We start from the raw sequence: 19,740 nt of genomic DNA, 5'->3' as shown, positions 1-19,740 counted from the left end.
ACTAAATCCATGACCACCGCCCACCAGGCCGACCAGCAAATGCAGGCCGCCATCGTTACCGGCCCCGGCACCATGCATGTGGAAAGCCTGCCGCTCCCCGAGCCCGGACCCGGTCAGGTCAGGATCAAGCTTGAGGGCTGCGGCGTCTGCGCCTCCAACCTGACGCCCTGGGCGGGTCCCGAATGGATGAAATTCCCTACCGAACCCGGCGGGCTCGGCCATGAAGGCTGGGGCTTTGTCGACGCCGTCGGCCCCGACGTCGGTGACCTCAAGGTCGGCGACCGCGTCGCCGCGCTTTCCTACCACAGCTATGCCACCCACGACATTGCCGATGCCCGCGCCGTGGTGAAACTGCCACCCGAACTTGCCGGCGTGCCGTTTCCCGGCGAACCGCTCGGCTGCGCCATGAACATCTTTAAGCGCGCGCAGATCTCTGCCGGTCAGACCGTTGCCATCGTCGGCATCGGCTTTCTCGGCGCGCTCCTCACCCAGCTTGCCGTCGCTGCCGGCGCTCGCGTCATCGCGATCGGCCGCCGCCCGTTCACCCTCGATCTCGCCACCGAAATGGGCGCCGCGGAAACCATCCTCATGGATGACCACTGGAAGATCATCGAACAGGTCAAGCAACTGACCAACGGCCAGTTCTGCGATGTCGTCATCGAAGCGGTGGGCAAGCAATGGCCGCTCGATCTTTCGGCCGAGCTCACCAAGGAACGCGGCCGGCTGGTCATTGCCGGCTATCACCAGGATGGCCCTCGCCAGGTCAACATGCAGATGTGGAACTGGCGCGGTCTCGACGTCATCAACGCCCATGAACGCGACCCCGTGATCTACATCCAGGGCATCCGCGACGCCGTCGATGCTGTCGTCGCCGGCCGCCTCGACCCGCAAAAGCTCTACACCGACCGCTTCGACCTTGCCCAACTCGACAAGGCGCTTGATGCCACGCGCGACCGCCCCGACGGCTTCCTCAAGGCGCTGGTGATGTATCCATGACCTCTGCCGAGAAGTTGCGGATCGGTTTTCTAGGAACCGGCCGCATCGGCACCATGCGCATGCAGTCGCTGCTCGACAGCGGCCTCATCGAAGCTGCCGCCATCGCCGACCCCAGCCCGCAAATGCTTGACGTCGCGCTTGAACTCGCTCCGAAGGCCAAGGTCGTGGACGGCCTCGAAGGTCTGCTTGCAGAACAGCTGGACGGCGTGGTCATCGCCACGCCGAGTGCCCTTCACGCCGCGCAATCCATCCAGGCGCTCGAAGCCGGCACCGCCGTCTTCTGCCAGAAACCTCTGGGCCGCACCGAAGCCGAAGTTGCGGCCGTGGTGGAAGCCAGCCGCCGCGCCGACCGGCTCCTGGGCGTCGACCTCTCCTACCGCCACACAGCCGGCATGGTGGCCATCCGGGACCTGTTCCGGCAGGGGAGTCTCGGCAAGGTCTTCGGCATCGATCTTGTCTTCCACAATGCCTATGGCCCTGACAAACCCTGGTTCTTCGACAAGGCTTTGTCGGGCGGTGGGTGCGTCATGGACCTCGGCGTTCACCTCGTCGACCTCGCGCTCTGGGGCCTCGACTTCCCCGAGATCGTCTCCGCAACCGGCAACCTCTTCAGCAAGGGCCAGCCGATCGGCCCGCACGACGACACGGTTGAGGACTATGCCAGCGCCACGCTGACACTTGCCGGTGGAACCGTGCTCAGGTTGGCCTGTTCGTGGCACCTCAATGCCGGTCGCGACGCCATCATCGAAGCCGACTTCTACGGCACGCAAGGCGGCGCCAGCCTCAAGAACCAGAACGGCTCCTTCTTCGATTTCGGCGCCTGGCACCACACCGGCACGTCAAGCCAGGTGCTGGCCGATCCCGAACGCGACTGGCCGGGCGGCGCCATCGTTGACTGGGCCAAAAAGCTGTCCACCGGCGCGCGCTTTGATCCCGAAGCCGAGCACTTCACCGCGGTCTCCGCCGCGCTCGACCAGATCTATGGACGCTAGCCGTTCCGCGCCGATTGGCGTCCTGACCTTTCATCGCTGCATCAACTATGGCTCCTACTGGCAAGCGCGCTGCCTCGTCGAAGGCCTGGTTGCCCGCGGTCACAATGCGGTGCTGCTCGACTATCAGTCATCGCGCATCGACCGTGCCGAATGGCGCGTCGCACTCCGCCCCGCACAGGGTTTTTGGGGCGAGCGCGAGGACCGCAAGCTTTATGCGGAAAAAACGCGCAAGTTCTTCGCCGCCTTCGAGACCCTGCCGCTGTCGCGACCATTCCCCTTGGACGAACCGGAAAAAGCCGGATCGTTCGATCTGGTCGTGGTCGGCAGCGACGAAGTCTTTAATCTCCGCCACCCCTGGTTCGGCGGCGAGACGCTTTTCTATGGCGAAGGCCTGCGCACCAAGCGCCGAGCCTCCTACGCCGCAAGCTTCGGCAACCAGTCCTACGAGCTCGATCAGCCCTGGGCCGAGCGCCTGCGCAATTTTGACGATGTGGCCGTCCGCGATGCGAATTCCGCTGGCATTGTCAGCAAGGCACTTGGGCTCGAGCCAGTGATGGTGCTCGATCCCGTGCTGCAATTCCCTGAAATCATCGAGCCGGCACCGGTGCCCGAGCGTCCGTCATATATCGCTCTATACGGCCATGGCCTGCCCGACTGGTTTGCGCAAAAAGTCCGCGCCTTTGCCGATAGAACCGGGCGCCAGGTCGTCAGCATCGGCTACCGCAATTGGTGGGCCGACGAGAGCTGGATCGACGCCAGCCCAGCGGAATTTGCCGGTTTCATCGCCGGGGCCGATGCCGTCGTGACCAACTTCTTTCACGGCTGCGTCTTCGCCCTGGTCAACAACAAACCCTTCGCTACCGCACCGTCCGATTATCGCTCCAACAAGGTCCGCGACCTCGTCGGCGCCCTGGATGCGCAATCGCATCTCGTGACCGAAGCAAACGCCGACCAAGACTATGACCGCCTCCTCGGCACACCGCTGAACCCGAAAATCGGCACCCGCATCGGCACCCTGCGCCAAAGCTCGGAGAGCTATCTCGATGCGATCCTCGCCTGAGGCGCTGAGCCCCCGAGACATCATGGGCGGCGGCATGTGCATCGGCTGCGGCAGCTGTGTTGCGGCGCTGCAGCCTAGTCGCGCTGCCATGACTTTCGACCGCTACGGCCAGTACAAGCCCCAAGGCGCGTTCACCTCCAAACGCAGCACCCGCTTCGCCCAGCTCTGCCCATTCTCGCCTAGCGCCCGCAACGAAGACGATATCAGCGCCGAACGCTTGCCCGCTTCAACCAACAGCGACAATCGCTTGGGCCGCTTCGAGGCCGCCTATGTCGGCGCCGTAGTCGAACCCGATTTCCGCAGCAATGGCAGCTCCGGCGGAATGGTCAGCTGGGTCGCCGCCGAACTGCTGCGCCGCGGCCTGGTCGATGGAATCGCTCACGCCAAACCATCGGGGGAGGGAGGCTTTTTCCGCTACAGCATCTCCCGTAGCCTCGATGAGCTCCATGCCGGCGCCAAGTCGCGCTACTATCCGGTCGAGCTTTCCGAAGTGCTGGACCAGATCCGCGCCACCCCCGGCCGCTATGCCGTCGTTGGCGTGCCCTGCTTCATCAAGGCCGTGCATCTCCTTCGTGAGCAGGACGAACTGTTCCGCACCCGCATCGCCTTCACCCTTGGCCTCTTCTGCGGCCACATGAAAAGCGCGCGGCTGGTGGAGAGCTTCGCCTGGCAGACCGAGACCACGATTGACGCCGTCTCCCGCCCCGAATATCGCCTTAAGGGTCCCGAACGTCCCGCCAACTGGTACACCGCCCAGCTGACGCTCAACAATGGCGAGGTCCGGCAAAAAGACTGGTTCTATCTCGCCGACGGCGATTGGGGCGCCGGCTTCTTCCAGAACTCGGCCTGCAACTGGTGCGACGACGTTCTCGCCGAAACCGCCGACATTTCCTTCGGCGATGCCTGGGTCGAGCCCTATTCCTCCGACTGGCGCGGCACCAATGTCGCCGTCGTCCGCTCGCCCCTCATGCTGGAAATGATCGAAGCCGGCATTGCCGAAGGCCGCCTCGACCTCAAAGCCGTCGATGCCGATTACATCGCCAACACCCAGGCCGCCGGCCTGCGCCAACGCCGCGAGGGCCTCGCCTACCGCCTCACCTGGCAGAAAAACGGCCTTCGTCCCCGCAAGCGCGTCGCCCCCAGCGCCGACCTGCCATTCCCCCGCAAGCTGATCTATCGCCTCCGCTACGACATCAGCGCCTGGAGCCATCGCCTGTTCTGGCTCTCCCGCCAATGGAAACAGCCCCAGCTCTACCTCCGCTGGGCCCGCGCCTCGCTCCAGCTCTACCAAGGCCTAAGCTACGGCCGTGGTCGGCCGGGGGTGTGGGCAAGAAAGCTCGGCCTTACAAAGAGGAACGACTAATCAAGTTTGATGTCACGGCCCTTGTGCATCCCTCCCCCTTCAGGGGAGGGACCGAGGGTGGGGGTGGTTGTGTGATCCAATAGTGGACCCCCACCCCCAACCCCTCCCCTCAAGGGGGAGGGGAGCGCGTTTGGTGGGCTAGTAAACCAGCTCCCGCGGCTTCTCCGCCTGAACTGACCTTGGCGCATAGCGCTCGATCATCTGCGCGCAAAACGCCGCAAATTCTTCCGGCACCTGCGGCGGACTGGTGTGGTGCGGCGCGACGCCCCGATGCTCCGGCGTAAAGCAGAACGTCACCGTCACCTTGAAGTCTTCCAGCGCCGCCATCTGCCGATCGAACCAGGCCAAAGCATCGGGCCTGAAACTGTCGGCCCAGGAAAGTCCCGTGCGCAGATGCGTCACGCCCAGCTGCTTCATCAGCTTGACGGCATCGTCCAGCCGCGGATCAAGGTAATGGAACCACTGCACCAGCCCCATTTCCGGCGTGTGCTTGGCAAATTCCTCGAGCGACGGCTTGGGCGTTCCGTCCTCACGCACCAGGCCCATATAGAAATGCCGGTAATAGGACGAGCCCTCCGCCTCGCGATGCCGAGTTGTTGCGCCCCATTCCTGCGGTAGATCGAAGAGGCTGTACCACTGGATGCGCTCGGCATTGCCCTTGAGCAGTTCCGCCGTCCGCTGCAGTCCCCAGACCTGCACTTCTTCGGCGCCAAAGGTGGAAATGCCCACCTCGCTGACCCAGACCGGCAGGTCCGTTACCGCCCGTATTTCATCGAGCTTTTTCGGCCACTCGTGAATCGACCACAGGTTCCAGTCCAGCGGAAAACCATGCACGGCAACAGCATTCACCCGGTCCAGCACGCCATAGCGCTTCATGCGGTTCATGAAGGACGGATCGATCGGCGATATTCCGCCCAGCACCCGGATCACATCGGGATTGGCTTCCGCAATCGCATCGGCGGCGAGATTGACCATTTGTCCGAACCGCACCCATTCCGGATCGATCGCAGGATCCCAATGGGACTTGTTATTCGGCTCGTTCCAGATCATCGCCGCTTCGATCATGCGGTGGCTCCCTTGGCTGGATAGATAGGCTTGGCGTAGTCCGACTGCGCCGCGGCGCGGCAGATATAGACCTCTGCCTCAGGATGTGCGGTGATCTCGAAACCCGCACTGCGCAACAGCGCCTCGGCCGCCGCCGCATTGGGCACGAACCAATTGGTCGGATCGTTCGAGTAGCGCTTCTCTATGAAATGCAGCTTGGGGTAAGCGGGATCGTCAAACAAGGCCGTCTCAGTAAAAGGATAATCCTCCGCAAGCTGCGGTACCTCTGTGCTGCCGCGCTGCATGGACTGGAACACCAGAACGTCCTTGGCGACATGCTCGCGGATCAGGTCCAGCGCCAAAAGCGGATGGCGGAGGTGATAAAGGACGCCCATGAAGATCACGACGTCGAACTTCTCGCCCAGCGCACCCACGTCATAAACCGAGAGCTTGCGGAATTCGATGTCGACGCCCTCCACCTCCGCCGCAAAGCGCGCCTGCGCCAGGTAGCGATCGTCAAAATCAACGCCAACCACCCGCTCGGCACCGCGCTTCTTCATCTCGATCGAGTAGAACCCGGCATTGCAGCCAATATCGAGCACTGTCTTGCCCGTGAGGTCCGCCGGAATGGCATCGGCGAACTTGCGATATTTCCGGTTCGGATAGTCGCCCAGGAAATGGTTGGGCGCCGTCCGCACCCCGCCGATCTCGATATTGTGGAACCAGGGTCCGAGTTCCTCGACCCGTTTTGCGATTTCGTCTGTCGAAAGGCGCATGGGGCCTCCTAAGGGGTGACTTCGTTGAGTGTGATGAGCTTGCCGCCCCAGCTTCCCACCACCACCGTGGTGATCGAAGCCGGGCTGATCTCGAAGCGCTGCCAGCTATCGATCGGCAGGCCGAGCACATGGCCGACAATGGATTTAATCACATCGGCATGGCTGACAAGCGCGATCCGCCGGTCCGCACCGGCAACAAACGGCCGGAGAAAACCGACCGCCCGATGCTGCACGTCGAGCATGGTCTCGCCCGCCGGCGTCTGGCTGAGGCTGCGGACGCTGTTCCACTGCCGCCAGTCCTCGCGCTGGTTGAGCACGTCGAAGGTCGAGCCCGACCAATCGCCAAAATCGATCTCGTCCAGCGCTTCTGCCGTCTCGACCGCCATGCCGCCGCGCGCCTCGGCCACCGCCTGCGCCGTCTGCTGCGTTCGCTCTCGCGGGCTGGCGTAAAGCGCGTCAAAACTCTCGCGCTTCATGATTTGCCCCAGCCGCTCCGCCTGGGCCAAGCCATCGGGTCCGAGGCTGATCCCCGGCGTCCGGCCGGCAAGAAACCCGCCGACATTGTCATGGGCGGCGTGGCGCAACAGAAAGATCGTTGCCGTCACTCGGCGGCACCGAGCATCTGCTCTTCTGTACCCGCAATAAAATCATCGGTCCGCTGCTTGGCTTCCGCATCGGTGAACTGGCGCGGCGGCGATTTCATGAAATAGCTCGATGGCCCGATCAGCGCGCCACCAATGCCGCGGTCCAACGCCAGCTTGGCGCAGCGCACCGCGTCGATCACCACGCCCGCCGAATTGGGCGAATCCCACACTTCCAGCTTGAGCTCGGCATTGAGAGGGACCCCGCCGAAAGTGGTGCCCTCGAGCCGGATATAGGCCCACTTCCGGTCCGTCAGCCACGGCACATGGTCGCTCGGACCAACATGCACGTCGTTGGCCGCCAGCGGCACGTCGATCTGGCTGGTCACCGCCTGCGTCTTGCTGATCTTTTTGGACTGCAGGCGCTCGCGTTCCAGCATGTTGAGGAAGTCGGTATTGCCGCCGAAATTGAGCTGATAGGTCCGGTCCACCCGGACGCCACGTTCGCGGAAAAGGTTTGCCAGCATGCGGTGGATAATGGTTGCACCCACCTGGCTCTTGATGTCGTCGCCGATGATTGGCAGGCCGGCGTCGGCGAACCGCTGCTCCCATTCGGGCTTCGAAGCGATAAAGGCGGGGATGCAATTGACGAAGCCGCAACCGGCCTTGATCGCTTGATCCGCATAAAATTGAGTGGCTTCTTCGGAACCTACCGGCAGGTACGAGATCAGCACGTCGACATTGGCCTTGCGCAACTCCTCGGCGATATCCACTGCCGGAAGCTCGGATTCCTCGACGGCGTCCTCGAGATATTTCCCTATGCCATCAAGCGTATGACCGCGTTGAACCGTGACGCCGGTAGGCGCAACATCGGCAAAACGCTGCGTGTTGTTGGGCTCGGCATAGATCGCTTCAGCAACGTCCTTACCGACCTTCTTGCTGTCCACGTCAAAGGCCGCGGCGACCTCGATATCGGCGATATGGTACCCGCCAAGATTAACATGCATTAAACCCGGCACAGGCTCGTTGCCGTCGGCATCACGGTAGTAGGTGAGGCCCTGAACCAGCGAAGATGCGCAGTTTCCAACGCCTACGATGCCGATGCGCACCTTTTGTGCCGTCATGAACAATGCTCCCAAAGACTTGATCTATGAAGCCAACGGGACCTCCCAAGCTTTGTTCCTGCTCAAGAGCGGGGCAACTTCCTTCCATGCTGGTTTATGGCGATATCGAGCGGTACGAGGCCGCGGCGACACTGGCAGCGCGCGTCTCCGCAGGGATCGAGCGATGTCGTGCGCTTCCGCCCGGATTGGCGCGCCACGCGGAACTGGTCGCGACCTTCATCGCCTGCAGCACCTTGGTGCAAGGCGTTGCCGACGGGGAGAGCGAAGCCACTGGGGTCGATGACACCACTCCCGCGCAAGACGCAGGCGCAACTCTGCTTCTCGCCTTGGCGCAGGCGATCGGCGCTTCGTGGGACAGTGACTTTGCTGCCATGTCCCCGGTGGACGAGAGTGCCCTGGCGCTGCTGTCCCGGTCCGGAGCCATCCGCAGCAAACTGCCCGAAGGCTATGCTTTTTACGCGCTTTATCCCGAAAACTACTTCGAGGCCGCACGACAATCCGGCCTCGGCCCCGGCACCACAGTAATCGGTATTCGCAGTATCGGCATTGGCCTCGCAGCTATGGTGGCAGCAGCGCTTGGCGCTCCACCAGCCTTCAGCATCCGGCCCGTCGGCCATCCCTTCGATCGCCGTATGAGTGTGGGGCAGGGCCTCGCCGAACGTCTTCTCACCGCCACCGGACCCTTTGCCATCGTCGATGAGGGCCCCGGCCTTTCCGGCAGTTCCTTCAACTGCGTCGCCGGTTGGCTGGTCGCTCACGGCGTCGCCGAAGAGCAAATCCACTTCTTTCCGAGCCATGGGGGAGATCTCGGCCACGAGGCGCAGAAGGCGCATCGCGCCCGCTGGATGGGTGCCCGCAAGCATGTCTCGGACATGGACGCTGTGCTCCTCAGATCGGGCCGGCTGGAAGACTGGATCGCCACAATGGTTGGCCCCCTGACCAAGCCCATGCGCGACCTTTCGGGCGGGGGCTGGCGCTCCCTTGTTTCCGACCTTCCCCCAGCCGATCCAGCCATGGAAAAGCGCAAGTTTCTGGTCGAGACCGAGAGCGGCCGCTACCTCGCCAAATTCATCGGCCTCGGAGACAGCGGGCCTAAAAAGCTGGCCATCGCCCAGGCGCTAAGCGAGGCTGGTTTCGCGCCGCCACCAAGCGGCATCTGCCACGGCTTCATGCTCACCCCCTGGATCCAACCCGTAGCGACGCCCGAGGCCAAGCCGCCACCAGCTCGCGTCCTTGACTACCTCGCCTTCCGCGCCGGCCTTGCGCCAACCGGCGGAGGCGCAAGCCTTGATGACCTCTTCTCCATGGCCACCTACAACCTTGGCCAGAGCCTGGGCCTCCAAATCGGCGAAGCTGCAACAGCGGCCCTTGGCGACCCGGCCCGCTTTGCAGCCCAGCCGTGCTGCACAGATAATCGCATGCATCGGTGGGAATGGGTGCATGGCGCGGAGGGCTGGATGAAGCTCGATGGCCTTGATCACCACGCGGCCCATGACCTGGTCGGTTGTCAGGACATTGCCTGGGATGTGGCCGGCGCATCAGTGGAGCTCGATTTATCCGTTGCCAGCCTTGCTGGCGCGCTTGAGAACAGGCTCGGACGCATCCTTGATGCAGATTTTCTACGATCCATGGAACTCTGCTATCTTGGTTTTCAGATCGGCCTCTGGACCATGGCAAAGGCCCGCAACGGCCAAACCGAGCAGCCCGGTATCGATCGACAGATCGCCCGCTATGGGCGCCGTGTACGCTTGCTGCTATGTTCAGAAGCCGAGAAGCGGAGTTAGGTTAACCCATGTTATCTCGTTAAGGAGTTCTTACCGGTACGGTGAGCCATAACGGAAGGCAGAGCTCATGATCACGCAGGTTTTGCTGAAAGAGGATAGTCGCGCCCCCGCCGACATTTCGCCCCAGACCTATACTTCCGTGGTCACCAGGCGATTTTTGCAGCTCCTGCCCGGGCGCGATCATGAGGCGGCCGCTCTCGCCGCATTGATTGAAGGCCCGATCCCGCTTTCTAGCCATAGCGATATCCATGCTGAGGGCCGCCCGGCCGCGGAAGCCGTGGTGCTGCTCGACGGTCTTGCCTGCCAGTACCGCAACCTGGACTCCGCCCGGCGCCAGATGACCGGCTTCATCACACCAGGCGATTTTTGCGATTTTGGTTTTCTATCCAATAGCCCGGTAAGGCAGCGCGTAATGACCTTGGGTCCTGCCACGATAGGCCGCATCGACCTGGGGCAGATGGCAAGCCTTGCCAATGGCCTGCCCAATGTCATCCTCGCGGGCATGCGCGCCGCATCGATCCAACAGGCGAGCGCCCAGGAACTGATTGTCAGCCTTGGCACTCGCGATGCCCAGCAGCGTCTCGCCCACTTGCTTTGTGAGATTTATGTGCGCCTCGACGGCGTAGGTCGCGTCGATGCCAGCGGACAGTTCGATTTTGCACTGACGCAGTCCGAGCTGGGGGAGGCGCTGGGCCTCTCCAATGTCCACGTCAACCGCACCATTCAGCAATTGCGCAAGCGCGACTACATTACCATGGTGCGCAGCAAGGTGACCGTTCTCGATTTTGCCGGGCTCGCTGGGATCGCCGGCTTCAGTCCGGCTTACCTGCGCGCACATTAGCGGCCACCGAGCGCGCCAAGGCCCGGGCAAACATTTCTTCGGACCGCTCCAGTGGCAACCCAGAGCCTGACTTTTCGACCATTGGCGTTCCTCGTGCTCCCAGTCTTTTGGTCACGGAAATGATCTCCGCCATTAGCCGCGGACGATCCAATGGCTTTTCGAAGAGGCTCGCCATCTGGAAGCGCCTCGGCATCTCCGAGCGGGCATATCCCGTCACGAAGATGATCGGGACGCCGCGGCCAACCAGGTGATCCGCAACCTCGAAAACCGTGGCCCCGTGCAGCCGCACATCGAGCACCGCAGCATCGAGCTTACGATTGCCAATCAGCTGCATGGCATAAAATGGGGTCGGGGCGGGGCCGAGGACTGTGGCGCCCAGCTCCCGCAATTCGCTGCAGACATCATTGGCCAGCAGGTAGTCGTCCTCGACAACGAGGATCCGTTTTCCCGCAAGCTCCGTACTGTTTTCTGCCATGCTCAACCTCGCTCAAGACCTTACAGCAGGTGACGTTAACCGTCTCAACCAGCGCTAACGGCTCTCCTCGCCAGCCGCGTCCTCTTCCTCCAACCGGTCCAGCACCGCTTCGGGTGCGACGTCCCGTTTCATTTCTTCCACTTCCTTTTCCTCCACGACCTTGACCCCAAGATGCCGCGAAATGGCATCGACCATGGCGATGAGCTTGGTGGTTTCGTGCTCGTTGAGAAGGTTGATCTGGAGGTCGAGGTCAGATCGCGCATCATCGTCGGCCGCCATCCGGTTCTGGTTGATGAGAACAAAGGTAGAGAGGAAAATCGCTTCCACCGAAGCGATCATCGCCAGCACCACCAGTGAAGAGTCCCAAGCGGGAATAATCGGCACCAGCCCGACATTGATCAGGATCCAGCCGCCGAACAAAACCAGATGGATATAAACGAAGATCATGCTGCCGGCGAATTTGCTGATCGCCGCTGCGGCCTTTTCCTCGGCAGATGCAGCCTTTGCTTTCGCTTGCCGCCGCTCGAGGATCGCCTCGATATTGCGCGTCAGCACCGGGCTCAGCGTGCCCTTTGACGTTACCGTCGGACTGTCGCCCACCTGCTTATCGGTCCGCTGTGACATCTGGCTTTCTCCGTGAGACAAGCCAACGCCCGAAAGCCGCTTTGGTGCTCCCGTCCGGCGACAGAATTGCTGAGCGGTCAGCTCAGTCTTGCGACTTCCGGAGTTGTCAGCAGATATTCGGCCACCGAGAGCGCCACGCTCACCTCGCCCTTGGGCAATCCGATGCACTGGTCATCGGCATCCGTGGTGGCGAAATAGCGCCAGTTCCGGTCTTGCAGATGAATCGGGATTGCTGCGGCCGGCCCGGTCGGCAGCACCAGCATCTGCGTGCGTTCCCCGTCTTGCTGCACTTCCGAGATAAAGACATTCACCTGCATCGCGCACCTCCAGCTTTCTCGATTACAGCACACTACGCGCCGTTTTGCTGCAAGCTAAAACAGAACACCTGTCTGGCAGTCACCAAGCAAGCTAAAGCCCGTTCCGGCCGCGAAACCGCCGCTGATACTCTGCCGAATAAAGCGCGCTTTCCTTGAACTCCGCCGCACCCAGCGCACGGCCGACAAAGATGATCGCCGTGCGCTCGACCGGATCTTCCGCGAAACGCCCTTCGATATTCTCCAAGGTCCCGCGAATGATCTTCTGCTGCGCCCAGCTCGCATGCGCCACGATCGCGACCGGGCAGTCGTCTCCATAGAAGGGGCGCAACTCAGCCATTACGCGTTGCAGCGAATGAATGGCCAGGTGGATCGCCATGGTCGCTCCGCTCGCGCCGAAGGCGGCCAGCGTTTCCCGCTCTGGCATCGGTGACGCCCGTCCACTCACCCGCGTCAGCACCACGCTTTGCGCGATCTCGGGAACCGTCAGTTCCGCCTCGAGCGCTGCGGCTGCCGCCGCAAAGGCCGGGACGCCGGGCGTGAGCGTATAAGCGATCCCGAGCCGGTCCAGCCGCCGCATCTGCTCGGCCACCGCGCTCCAGATCGAGAGATCGCCCGAATGGAGCCGGGCAACATCCTCGCCCGCCTCATGCGCCCGAACATATTCGGCTTCGATCTCGTCCAGCGACATCGGCGCCGTATCCACCAGCCGCGCATCCGGGGGGCACCAGTCCAGCATCTCGCGCGGCACGATCGACCCGGCATAAAGACAGACCGGACAGTTCTCGAGCAGCGTCTTGCCGCGCACCGTAATCAGGTCGACAGCCCCCGGACCCGCGCCGATAAAGTGCACTACCACGGCTTGACCCACCGCCACTGCGTGATCGGCATGGCCGGCCGCCACCCCGTCATCGTCCCCACCGGCTCCGCCCGCGCTACGCTAAGCCGCGTGAGGTCACCGCCATGCTCAGCCTGCAAGGCAAGCAGCACCGCCTCCATTTCCAGCGTCACGGCATTGGCCACCAACCGTCCATTGGGCCGCAAGGCTGTCATCGCTGCCTCCATCACCCCCGGTTCAGACCCGCCGCCACCGACAAAAACCGCATGCGGCGGCTCAAGCCCATCCAGAGCCGAGGGCGCAGTCCCCTCAACCACCGTCAGACCCGGCACCCCAAATGCCTTGGCATTGCGCCCAATCCGCGCCACCCGCTCGGGATGCGACTCTACCGCAATGGCCCGGCACGACGGATCCGCCAGCATCCACTCGATACCCACCGATCCCGACCCGGCCCCGATATCCCACAGCAGCTCATGCCGCCGCGGTGCCAGCGCCGATAGCGTCAGTGCCCGCATCTCCCGCTTGGTCATCTGCCCGTCATGCTCGAACAGCCCATCGTCGAGCCCCGGCGTCAGCGCCAGGACCCGCGCGCCCGGCAGCGGCACCACCGTCACAGCGCAGACATTGAGCGGGTGAATATCGGTCAACATGAACAACTCTGCCATTTGTGACAGGATCCGTTCATCCGGCCCCCCCAGGGCCTCCATAACCGTAACGATCGACCTCCCAAACCCCGCCTCGGTGAGCACTCGCGCCAAAGCCACCGGCCCATTCTCATCCGACGTCAGCGCCAAAATCCGCGCCCCAGCATGCAGATGCGGCAAGATCAATTCCACCGGCCGCCCATGCAGCGACAGGCTCACGACATCCTGCAACGGCCAGCCCAACCGCGCCGCTGCCAGGCTGAATGCAGAAGCTATTGGAAGAACTTGCATTTCGGCCGGATCAACCCGCTTGGACAGCGTCGCTCCGACCCCGAAATGATACGGATCACCCGACGCCAGAACGCAAATTTTCTGTCCCCGCGCCGCGATGATCTGCTCTACGGAATCCGAAAACGGCGACGCCCAGGGCAGGGCGCTCCCGGTGATCGCCTCGGCCGCAAGCTCCAGATGCCGCGCCCCGCCAAATACCTGATCAGCCTTAGAAATCGCTGCCCGCGCCGCCGCAGAAATGCCGTTCAGCCCGTCCTCGCCAATCCCCACAATCGTCAGCCAAGGCTCGCTCATCCGCGCGCACTCCGCGGCGAATAGATCAGCGGATCACGCCCGGGACGCTCGATTGTTCGCGTCTCCGCCGAGCCCACGATCACGCAAGTCGCCATGTCCGCCCGATGCTGCTCCGCCTCTGCCAGCGGCACCACGGCAAAGCGCTCATCCACCCGTCCAATCGCCCGCCCAAAGATGACCGGCACGCTCACCGGCAGCACTTCGCGCAATACCCGAAATGCGGCTGGCAACTGCCACGGTCGCGCCTTCGAAATCGGATTATAAAGCGCAATCACCAGCCCCGCCTCCGCCACCGCTCGCAACCGCCGCTCGATCAGCTCCCAGGGTTTAAGGTTGTCCGACAAGGAGATGGCGCAAAAATCATGCCCCAGCGGCGCTCCGGCGCGCGCAGCCACGGCCAGCATGGCGGTCACCCCCGGCAGCACCTGCACATCCAGCGCCCGCCATGTCGCGGGGCCATCTTCGATCGCCTCGCACACCGCGGCCGCCATGGCAAAAACACCGGGGTCGCCACCGGAAACGACGCATACCCGCGCCCCTCCAGCCGCAGCCTCAAGCGCCGCCCGCGACCGGTCGATTTCCTCGCGATTGTCCGAAGCCACAATCCGCTGTTCCGGCCTAAGTGACAACCGGCCCAGATACGGCCCATAGCCGAAAAACACCTCTGCCTCGGCGATCGCCGCCGCCGCTTCAGGCGTCATCTGCTCCGGCTTGCCCGGCCCGGTGCCCAGCACCACCAGACGCCCGCTCAAGGCCGCGCACTCCAGCCGGGCACCAGAATCAAGGAGAAGTACGGCGCCGTGTCGTCAACCTTGTCGGCAACCGGAACAAAGGAGCCGTTGCCCATCGTGCCGCGCTCTACATAAACCGCGCCAGCAAGCCGCCCGGCCTGCTCCAGCGCCGCCCGCACCTTGGGCAAGTTGCGCCCGAGCTTCATGATAACCACGCCTTCGCTGTCGCCGAGCCGCCTCACCAACTCCGCCTGTTCCAGCGTTCCGGGCAGAACCGTCAGCACGTCATCGCCCTGCACGAGCGGCAATCCGGCCGCCGACCAGCAGCCCGACATCGCCGTAATGCCAGGGATAACCTCGGTCTCGTATCGCGGCGCCAATCGCACATGGAGATGCATATAGCTGCCGTAAAACAGCGGATCGCCTTCGCTCAAGACCGCGACCGAGCGCCCCGCATCAAGATGCGCTGCAACCCGCTCTGCCGCTTCGGCATAGAATTCCTCGATCTGCGCCTTGTAGCCATCGGCATGGCGATGCAGTTCGGTCGTGACCGGATAGTGGAGCGCCTCTTCCGCCTGACCAGCTCGAATATAGCCGGCAACGATCTGCCGTGCATTGCTGGAGTTGCCGCGCTTGGCGAAATAGGCAACCACATCAGCCGCTTGCAGCGTCTTTAATGCCTTGAGCGTCAAGAGTTCCGGATCACCCGGCCCGGTGCCTACGCCATAAAGCCTGCCGCTCAAAGCCCCGGCCTCGCCAATGCGTTTAGGCACGCCGCTGTAATCGCACTACCCCCAAGCCGCCCCCGCACAATGGCGTAAGGCACACCATAGGAGTTCTCTGCCAGCGCATCCTTGGACTCCGCCGCGCCGATAAAACCGACCGGCATGCCCAAGATCGCCGCCGGCTTCGGCGCGCCGTCGCGCAATATTTCGAGCAGGTGAAACAGCGCCGTCGGGGCGTTGCCGATCGCCACCACTGCCCCGTCCAGATACTCGTCCCAAAGATGTAGCGCTGCCGCCGAACGCGTATTGCCGATGCTTGCCGCTAGAGCCGGTGTTCGCTCGTCGCGCAAGGTGCAGACGACCTTGTTCTGTGCTGGCAACCGCGCCGCCGTTACCCCGCGCACCACCATTTCCGCATCGCAAAGAATGGGCGCCCCAGCCATCAGCGCGCGCCGCGCCGCATGGACGAAACCGGGCCCGAACACGAAATGCTCCGCAGCCTCGATCATGCCTGCCGCATGGATCATCCGCACCGCCAGCTCGGCTTCGTCCCCATCGAAGCGCGCCAGATCGGCTTCGGCGCGGATGGTGGCAAAGGACTGGCGATAGATCGCATCGCCATCCTTGATGTAGTCGTATTGGGTCATCGGCGATCCAGGTCGGCGAAGGCAGGAAGAATGCCCGCCTCGTCAAGCACTTGCACTGGGGTATCGCCTGCACGTCCGTCGATGACAAGGCCAATCCCGTCGGCCCGCCCCACGAGCGCAACATCCGCCGGCCGCGGATGCGCACAACCCTTGCCGCAGCCCGAGACATGAAGGGTTTTTCCTGTTGGCGCTTGCGTCGCCAGCCGGGCGGCCAACCGTCTCGCCGGCATTAAGCCAGATGCGCAGCCATCGCTGCCGATACAGGCCGAAATGCGCAGGCGCGGATCATCGCCGCGGGTGATGAAGCCGAGGCTCTCGGCAGTCTCGATCAGGGCAGGGGAGGCGTTGTCGAGCAACAGCATGTGGCCCGGCGCAAGGCGGATAGTGTCGTTAGCCGCTTCGGCAAGCTGCAGAAGTGCTTCGGCGTGCACGACACCGAAGGGCAGGGCGATAGGCGTCGTGGTTCCCCTCAGAAGTCCAAGCCCGCGGCCCACCCCCACCCAACCTCCCCCTGGAGAAGGGGGAGGAGTTCCGCGGGCGCTAACCCCCGATCCAACCCCAACCCCAATCGAACTCCTCCCCCGCCTAACGGGGGAGGCGGGGTGGGGGTCTTGTGGAGGCAGGTCGCCCGCCCGAGCCCCCGGCCCCATCGCCGCCAATCTGGCCAGCGTCTCAACTGCCACCGCAACCGCGTGCCCAGCGTCACAAGTCTCCTCCGCACCGCGCCCGATCTGCACCGACCAACGCCCGCCTTCAACCGCCAAAAGCCGCACATCCGCCTTCAGCGCCGCCAGCGAGATCTGCCCACCGCCATCGACGACCACGCTGACCTTTGGACCCAGCCGATGCTCAAAATCTTCGACGCCCGCCCGGATCGCCTGCGCCAAATGTCTCGGATCTGCCCGCTCCTCCGGATCTTCCCCCGCGATTGGCGAAACATCGATCACCAGTCCCGTTTCCACCGGCACAAGCTCCGTCACCGCGCCCGCAAACGGGCCCGACGAGTCCGCGCTCAGTCCCCGCACCTGGAGGTTGCCGCGCGCCGTCACCTCGGCCACGCCATTGCCGTGCTGCATCGCAAGCCGCACCAAGCCCGCCAGCTGACGGGGCCTCAAACGCCCACCAGCGATCCGCACCCGCGCCAAGAGCCCATCGCCGGTCTGCATCGGCGCATCCAGCGTCGGGCAGGCGCTGCGCCGTCCAAAATTTGCGATATCAAGAGCCTGCGCCATGCCTCAGGTTTACCGGATTGGCTAGCCTGGGGGAACTAGCGCCGGCGCAACAGATACGTGTCCATGATCCAGCCATGCCGCTCCCGCGCCGTCTTGCGCGTGGCGACGATCCGCTCCGCCACATCGCCCAGCCTGCCAGCGATCAGCAGCTGGTCCTCGGTGCCGAGGTAAGCCCCCCAGAAAATTTCAAGCTCCGGATCGGCTTGGAGAAACGCAAGCTGTCCATCCAACATTACGACAGTGTCCGTCTCGACCGCGCCAAGCTGCCGCCCGGTGGTGATCAGAACCGGCTCTCCGATGCGATTGAGCGCAACTCCATGCGCAGCCGTCAGCGCCTGAACCGCAGTGATCCCCGGCAGCACTTGAACCTCGATCGGCCTTTCCACACGATGCAGAATGCGTAGCGTCGAATCGTAAAGCCCCGGATCACCCCAGACGAGAAATGCCCCGGCGCCGCCGTCCGGCACCTGGTCGATCAGCCCGGAAAAGACGCCAGCCAGCACGCCATGCCAATCATCGACGCCCTTGCCATAGTCAGGCTCGGCCGCATTCCGCCGCGGCACGGCATAGCTCACTTGCCGTGCCGCGGAGGTGACAAACCGCTCGATGATCGTCCGTCGCACATCGGCCAGATCAGCCTTCGACGCGCCCTTGTCTGGGATAAACAGCACATCCACCCGGTTCAGCGCCGCGATCGCTGCAACCGTCATATGCTCGGGAGACCCCGTACCGATGCCCACTACAAGAATGGTTTTCATGCCCATCCGAATGCCATGTCGTCACCCGCGTGACAACGCCGCTCCACGGGCTTGACCTTCCCACTGTGGAATGCGGCAGGATCAGGAACCACCAGATGGAGAACACTCATGAAGCCCGTCGTCCTTGCCATTGCTCTTGCCACGCTTTCGCTTCCGGCCTTCGCGCAAGACCACTCCGCACATATGGCGCCAGCCGGCGAGGAGAGCGCCGCCACTTCCGCCTACATGGACGCCAACACGCGCATGCACGAGACCATGGACATCGACTTCACCGGCGATCCCGATGTCGATTTCATCCTCAGCATGCTGCCGCACCATCAAGGGGCCGTTGATATGGCCAGGATCGTGCTCGAGCACGGCAAAGACCCCGAAGTGCGCAAGCTGGCCGAAGACATCGTTGCTGCGCAGGAAGCCGAGATTGCCTGGATGAAGGAGTGGCTGACCAAGCACGGCCACGCCGAGCATTAGGCACCCGGCGGCGACACTGAATTGCGCACGATCAACTCGGCGCGGAACAGTACTTCACGTGATTTCGGTTTTTCGCCAGCCAGAAGACTCAACAGCAGTTCCATGGCAGCTTCGCCGATCTTGTGGCGGGGCTGCTTCATCGTGGTCAGCGATGGCGTGACGAAGCTGGCAAAGGAGATGTCGTCGAACCCCATCACCGAAAACTGCCGCGGCAATTCATAGCGCCGGGCATTAAGCGAGATGATGACGCCCAGTGCCGTCGCGTCGTTGACGCACAAAAATGCGGTGGGCAGGGCGTCGCGCACGAACATCAGCTCGGCAGCCGCGCGCCCACTCTCCGTTGTCCCGTCGCCATCGATGATCAGCCGCGGATCGACGGCCAGACCAGCGCCGGTTAGCGCCGCCCGGTAACCCGCCTCCCGCAAACGATTGACCTCTCTCCCGGGGGAGCGGCCGATAAAGGCGATGCGCCGATGCCCCTGACTGACGAGGTGTTCGGCCGCGACCCGCGCACCTTCGAAATTGTCGACGCCCACGAACGGAACGTCCTGCCCTGGCACCGGCTCGTTGACCGCAACCATCGGCGGCAGCCGGTTCTCGTCCTGGCCCACGCCAAAGCCGAAGGGCAGGTGGCCCGTGAACAGGATTAACCCGTCGGCCTGGTTGGAGCTGATGAACCGGAGGTAATCGGTTTCGCGGCTCGCATCGTTCTGCGTGTTGCCGATAAGGAGCCCATAGCCGCGCTTGCTGGCTTCGGTTTCGAGCCCGACTAGAATATTGGAAAAGTTCGGATCACCCACATCGGGCGCCAGAATCAAAATCATGTTGCTGCGGCGCATTCGCAGCGAACGCGCCATGGCATTTGTGGTGTAACCGGTACGGGCGACGGCCTCCGTGACGCGGCGGCGCGTCTCTTCGGCAACCTTGGTCGGCTCGTTGATGGCCCGGCTGACCGTGGCAATAGACACGCCTGCCAGGGCAGCAACGTCCTCGATTGTCGCCAGTTTCTGGTGCTGCACAGCTACGCCCCGACACCCTCTGGCGCCCGCGGCTGCTGCCTTAGCAGATGCCGCAGGTTGCGCCAGACCCTCCCGCTACGGTTATCCCGTTTTGCGTTTGTGTAAACCTTTACAGCATT

Annotated in this window: 22 protein-coding genes; 7 read left to right on the top strand and 15 right to left on the bottom strand. The window is 63.3% G+C overall.

Translation table 11 applies throughout. The features are described 5' to 3' along the window. Nucleotides 1–9 precede the first annotated feature (9 nt). The 4 genes from JI748_RS09510 to JI748_RS09495 are packed head-to-tail and all read left to right on the top strand — an operon-like array spanning nt 10 to nt 4,411. Nucleotides 10–996 (top strand): MDR/zinc-dependent alcohol dehydrogenase-like family protein, encoded by a 987-nt coding sequence (locus tag JI748_RS09510; RefSeq protein ID WP_233280480.1) that lies wholly within the window; start codon nt 10–12, stop codon nt 994–996. After that, complete coding sequence (locus JI748_RS09505) at nt 993–1,988, top strand: Gfo/Idh/MocA family protein (RefSeq protein WP_201629881.1); 996 nt, start codon at nt 993–995, stop codon at nt 1,986–1,988. Before JI748_RS09510 ends, JI748_RS09505 begins: the two co-directional genes overlap by 4 nt. Continuing rightward, nucleotides 1,978–3,048 carry a polysaccharide pyruvyl transferase family protein gene (locus JI748_RS09500; RefSeq protein ID WP_201629880.1) on the top strand — a complete coding sequence of 357 codons (1,071 nt, stop codon included), beginning with the start codon at nt 1,978–1,980 and terminating at the stop codon, nt 3,046–3,048. The genes JI748_RS09505 and JI748_RS09500 overlap by 11 nt, the downstream gene beginning before the upstream one ends. Further along, a complete protein-coding gene (locus tag JI748_RS09495; RefSeq protein ID WP_233280479.1) occupies nt 3,032–4,411 on the top strand; it encodes a Coenzyme F420 hydrogenase/dehydrogenase, beta subunit C-terminal domain in 1,380 nt (459 codons plus the stop codon). The genes JI748_RS09500 and JI748_RS09495 overlap by 17 nt, the downstream gene beginning before the upstream one ends. Before the next feature lie 138 nt (nt 4,412–4,549). On the opposite strand, the gene JI748_RS09490 is transcribed toward JI748_RS09495, so the two are convergent. From JI748_RS09490 to JI748_RS09475, 4 genes are read right to left on the bottom strand one after another with little or no spacing between them, the layout of a single operon-like run. Next, nucleotides 4,550–5,476, bottom strand: a complete 927-nt coding sequence (locus JI748_RS09490) for a glycoside hydrolase 5 family protein (RefSeq protein ID WP_201629879.1) — start codon at nt 5,474–5,476, stop codon at nt 4,550–4,552. Continuing rightward, on the bottom strand, nt 5,473–6,231 hold the full coding sequence (locus JI748_RS09485) for a TIGR04290 family methyltransferase (protein ID WP_201629878.1): 759 nt from the start codon (nt 6,229–6,231) through the stop codon (nt 5,473–5,475). The genes JI748_RS09490 and JI748_RS09485 overlap by 4 nt, the downstream gene beginning before the upstream one ends. An 8-nt stretch (nt 6,232–6,239) precedes the next feature. Then, the gene (locus JI748_RS09480) at nt 6,240–6,836 is read right to left on the bottom strand and encodes a histidine phosphatase family protein (RefSeq protein WP_201629877.1); all 597 of its coding nucleotides are present in this window, start codon (nt 6,834–6,836) and stop codon (nt 6,240–6,242) included. Beyond that, complete coding sequence (locus JI748_RS09475) at nt 6,833–7,936, bottom strand: inositol-3-phosphate synthase (RefSeq protein WP_201629876.1); 1,104 nt, start codon at nt 7,934–7,936, stop codon at nt 6,833–6,835. Before JI748_RS09475 ends, JI748_RS09480 begins: the two co-directional genes overlap by 4 nt. An 86-nt stretch (nt 7,937–8,022) precedes the next feature. Here JI748_RS09475 and JI748_RS09470 point away from each other — a divergent pair, with 86 nt between their 5' ends. Together JI748_RS09470 and JI748_RS09465 are read left to right on the top strand one after the other, a co-directional pair. Then, nucleotides 8,023–9,720, top strand: coding sequence for a hypothetical protein (locus JI748_RS09470; RefSeq protein WP_201629874.1), 1,698 nt, complete (start codon nt 8,023–8,025; stop codon nt 9,718–9,720). 67 nt (nt 9,721–9,787) lie between these two features. Then, a complete protein-coding gene (locus tag JI748_RS09465) occupies nt 9,788–10,561 on the top strand; it encodes a Crp/Fnr family transcriptional regulator (RefSeq protein ID WP_201629872.1) in 774 nt (257 codons plus the stop codon). Here the strand turns inward: JI748_RS09465 and JI748_RS09460 are convergent. From JI748_RS09460 to cobF, 10 genes are all read right to left on the bottom strand, one after another. Then, complete coding sequence (locus JI748_RS09460) at nt 10,533–11,036, bottom strand: response regulator (RefSeq protein WP_201629871.1); 504 nt, start codon at nt 11,034–11,036, stop codon at nt 10,533–10,535. The two genes, JI748_RS09465 and JI748_RS09460, sit on opposite strands and share 29 nt — an antisense overlap. A gap of 54 nt (nt 11,037–11,090) precedes the next feature. Next, a complete protein-coding gene (locus JI748_RS09455; RefSeq protein ID WP_201629869.1) occupies nt 11,091–11,660 on the bottom strand; it encodes a DUF1003 domain-containing protein in 570 nt (189 codons plus the stop codon). Between the two features lie 77 nt (nt 11,661–11,737). Continuing rightward, complete coding sequence (locus tag JI748_RS09450; protein WP_201629867.1) at nt 11,738–11,977, bottom strand: hypothetical protein; 240 nt, start codon at nt 11,975–11,977, stop codon at nt 11,738–11,740. A 91-nt stretch (nt 11,978–12,068) separates the two neighbouring features. Next, nucleotides 12,069–12,833: a precorrin-4 C(11)-methyltransferase gene (gene cobM / locus JI748_RS09445; protein WP_201629865.1), complete on the bottom strand. Its 765-nt coding sequence runs from the start codon at nt 12,831–12,833 to the stop codon at nt 12,069–12,071. Next, nucleotides 12,827–14,041 (bottom strand): precorrin-6y C5,15-methyltransferase (decarboxylating) subunit CbiE, encoded by a 1,215-nt coding sequence (gene cbiE, locus JI748_RS09440; protein ID WP_201629864.1) that lies wholly within the window; start codon nt 14,039–14,041, stop codon nt 12,827–12,829. Before cbiE ends, cobM begins: the two co-directional genes overlap by 7 nt. Beyond that, nucleotides 14,038–14,793, bottom strand: a complete 756-nt coding sequence (locus JI748_RS09435) for a precorrin-3B C(17)-methyltransferase (protein ID WP_201629863.1) — start codon at nt 14,791–14,793, stop codon at nt 14,038–14,040. The genes cbiE and JI748_RS09435 overlap by 4 nt, the downstream gene beginning before the upstream one ends. Continuing rightward, complete coding sequence (locus JI748_RS09430) at nt 14,790–15,545, bottom strand: precorrin-2 C(20)-methyltransferase (protein WP_233280478.1); 756 nt, start codon at nt 15,543–15,545, stop codon at nt 14,790–14,792. Before JI748_RS09430 ends, JI748_RS09435 begins: the two co-directional genes overlap by 4 nt. Then, nucleotides 15,512–16,144 carry a precorrin-8X methylmutase gene (locus tag JI748_RS09425; RefSeq protein WP_201629862.1) on the bottom strand — a complete coding sequence of 211 codons (633 nt, stop codon included), beginning with the start codon at nt 16,142–16,144 and terminating at the stop codon, nt 15,512–15,514. Before JI748_RS09425 ends, JI748_RS09430 begins: the two co-directional genes overlap by 34 nt. Continuing rightward, nucleotides 16,141–17,376: a precorrin-3B synthase gene (cobG, locus tag JI748_RS09420; protein ID WP_201629861.1), complete on the bottom strand. Its 1,236-nt coding sequence runs from the start codon at nt 17,374–17,376 to the stop codon at nt 16,141–16,143. Before cobG ends, JI748_RS09425 begins: the two co-directional genes overlap by 4 nt. A 35-nt stretch (nt 17,377–17,411) precedes the next feature. Then, nucleotides 17,412–18,134: a precorrin-6A synthase (deacetylating) gene (cobF, locus tag JI748_RS09415; RefSeq protein WP_201629860.1), complete on the bottom strand. Its 723-nt coding sequence runs from the start codon at nt 18,132–18,134 to the stop codon at nt 17,412–17,414. Nucleotides 18,135–18,242: 108 nt separating this feature from the next. Between cobF and copM the strand changes: the two genes are divergently transcribed. Next, nucleotides 18,243–18,602 carry a CopM family metallochaperone gene (copM, locus tag JI748_RS09410; RefSeq protein ID WP_201629858.1) on the top strand — a complete coding sequence of 120 codons (360 nt, stop codon included), beginning with the start codon at nt 18,243–18,245 and terminating at the stop codon, nt 18,600–18,602. On the opposite strand, the gene JI748_RS09405 is transcribed toward copM, so the two are convergent. Continuing rightward, nucleotides 18,599–19,621 carry a LacI family DNA-binding transcriptional regulator gene (locus tag JI748_RS09405; protein ID WP_201629855.1) on the bottom strand — a complete coding sequence of 341 codons (1,023 nt, stop codon included), beginning with the start codon at nt 19,619–19,621 and terminating at the stop codon, nt 18,599–18,601. The two genes, copM and JI748_RS09405, sit on opposite strands and share 4 nt — an antisense overlap. Nucleotides 19,622–19,740 lie beyond the last annotated feature (119 nt).

The sequence above is a fragment of the Devosia rhizoryzae genome (assembly GCF_016698665.1).
Classification (GTDB): Bacteria; Pseudomonadota; Alphaproteobacteria; order Rhizobiales; family Devosiaceae; genus Devosia; species Devosia rhizoryzae.
The sequence above is the reverse complement of the archived record's forward strand: the minus strand, read 5'-3'. Positions and strand labels throughout refer to the sequence as shown.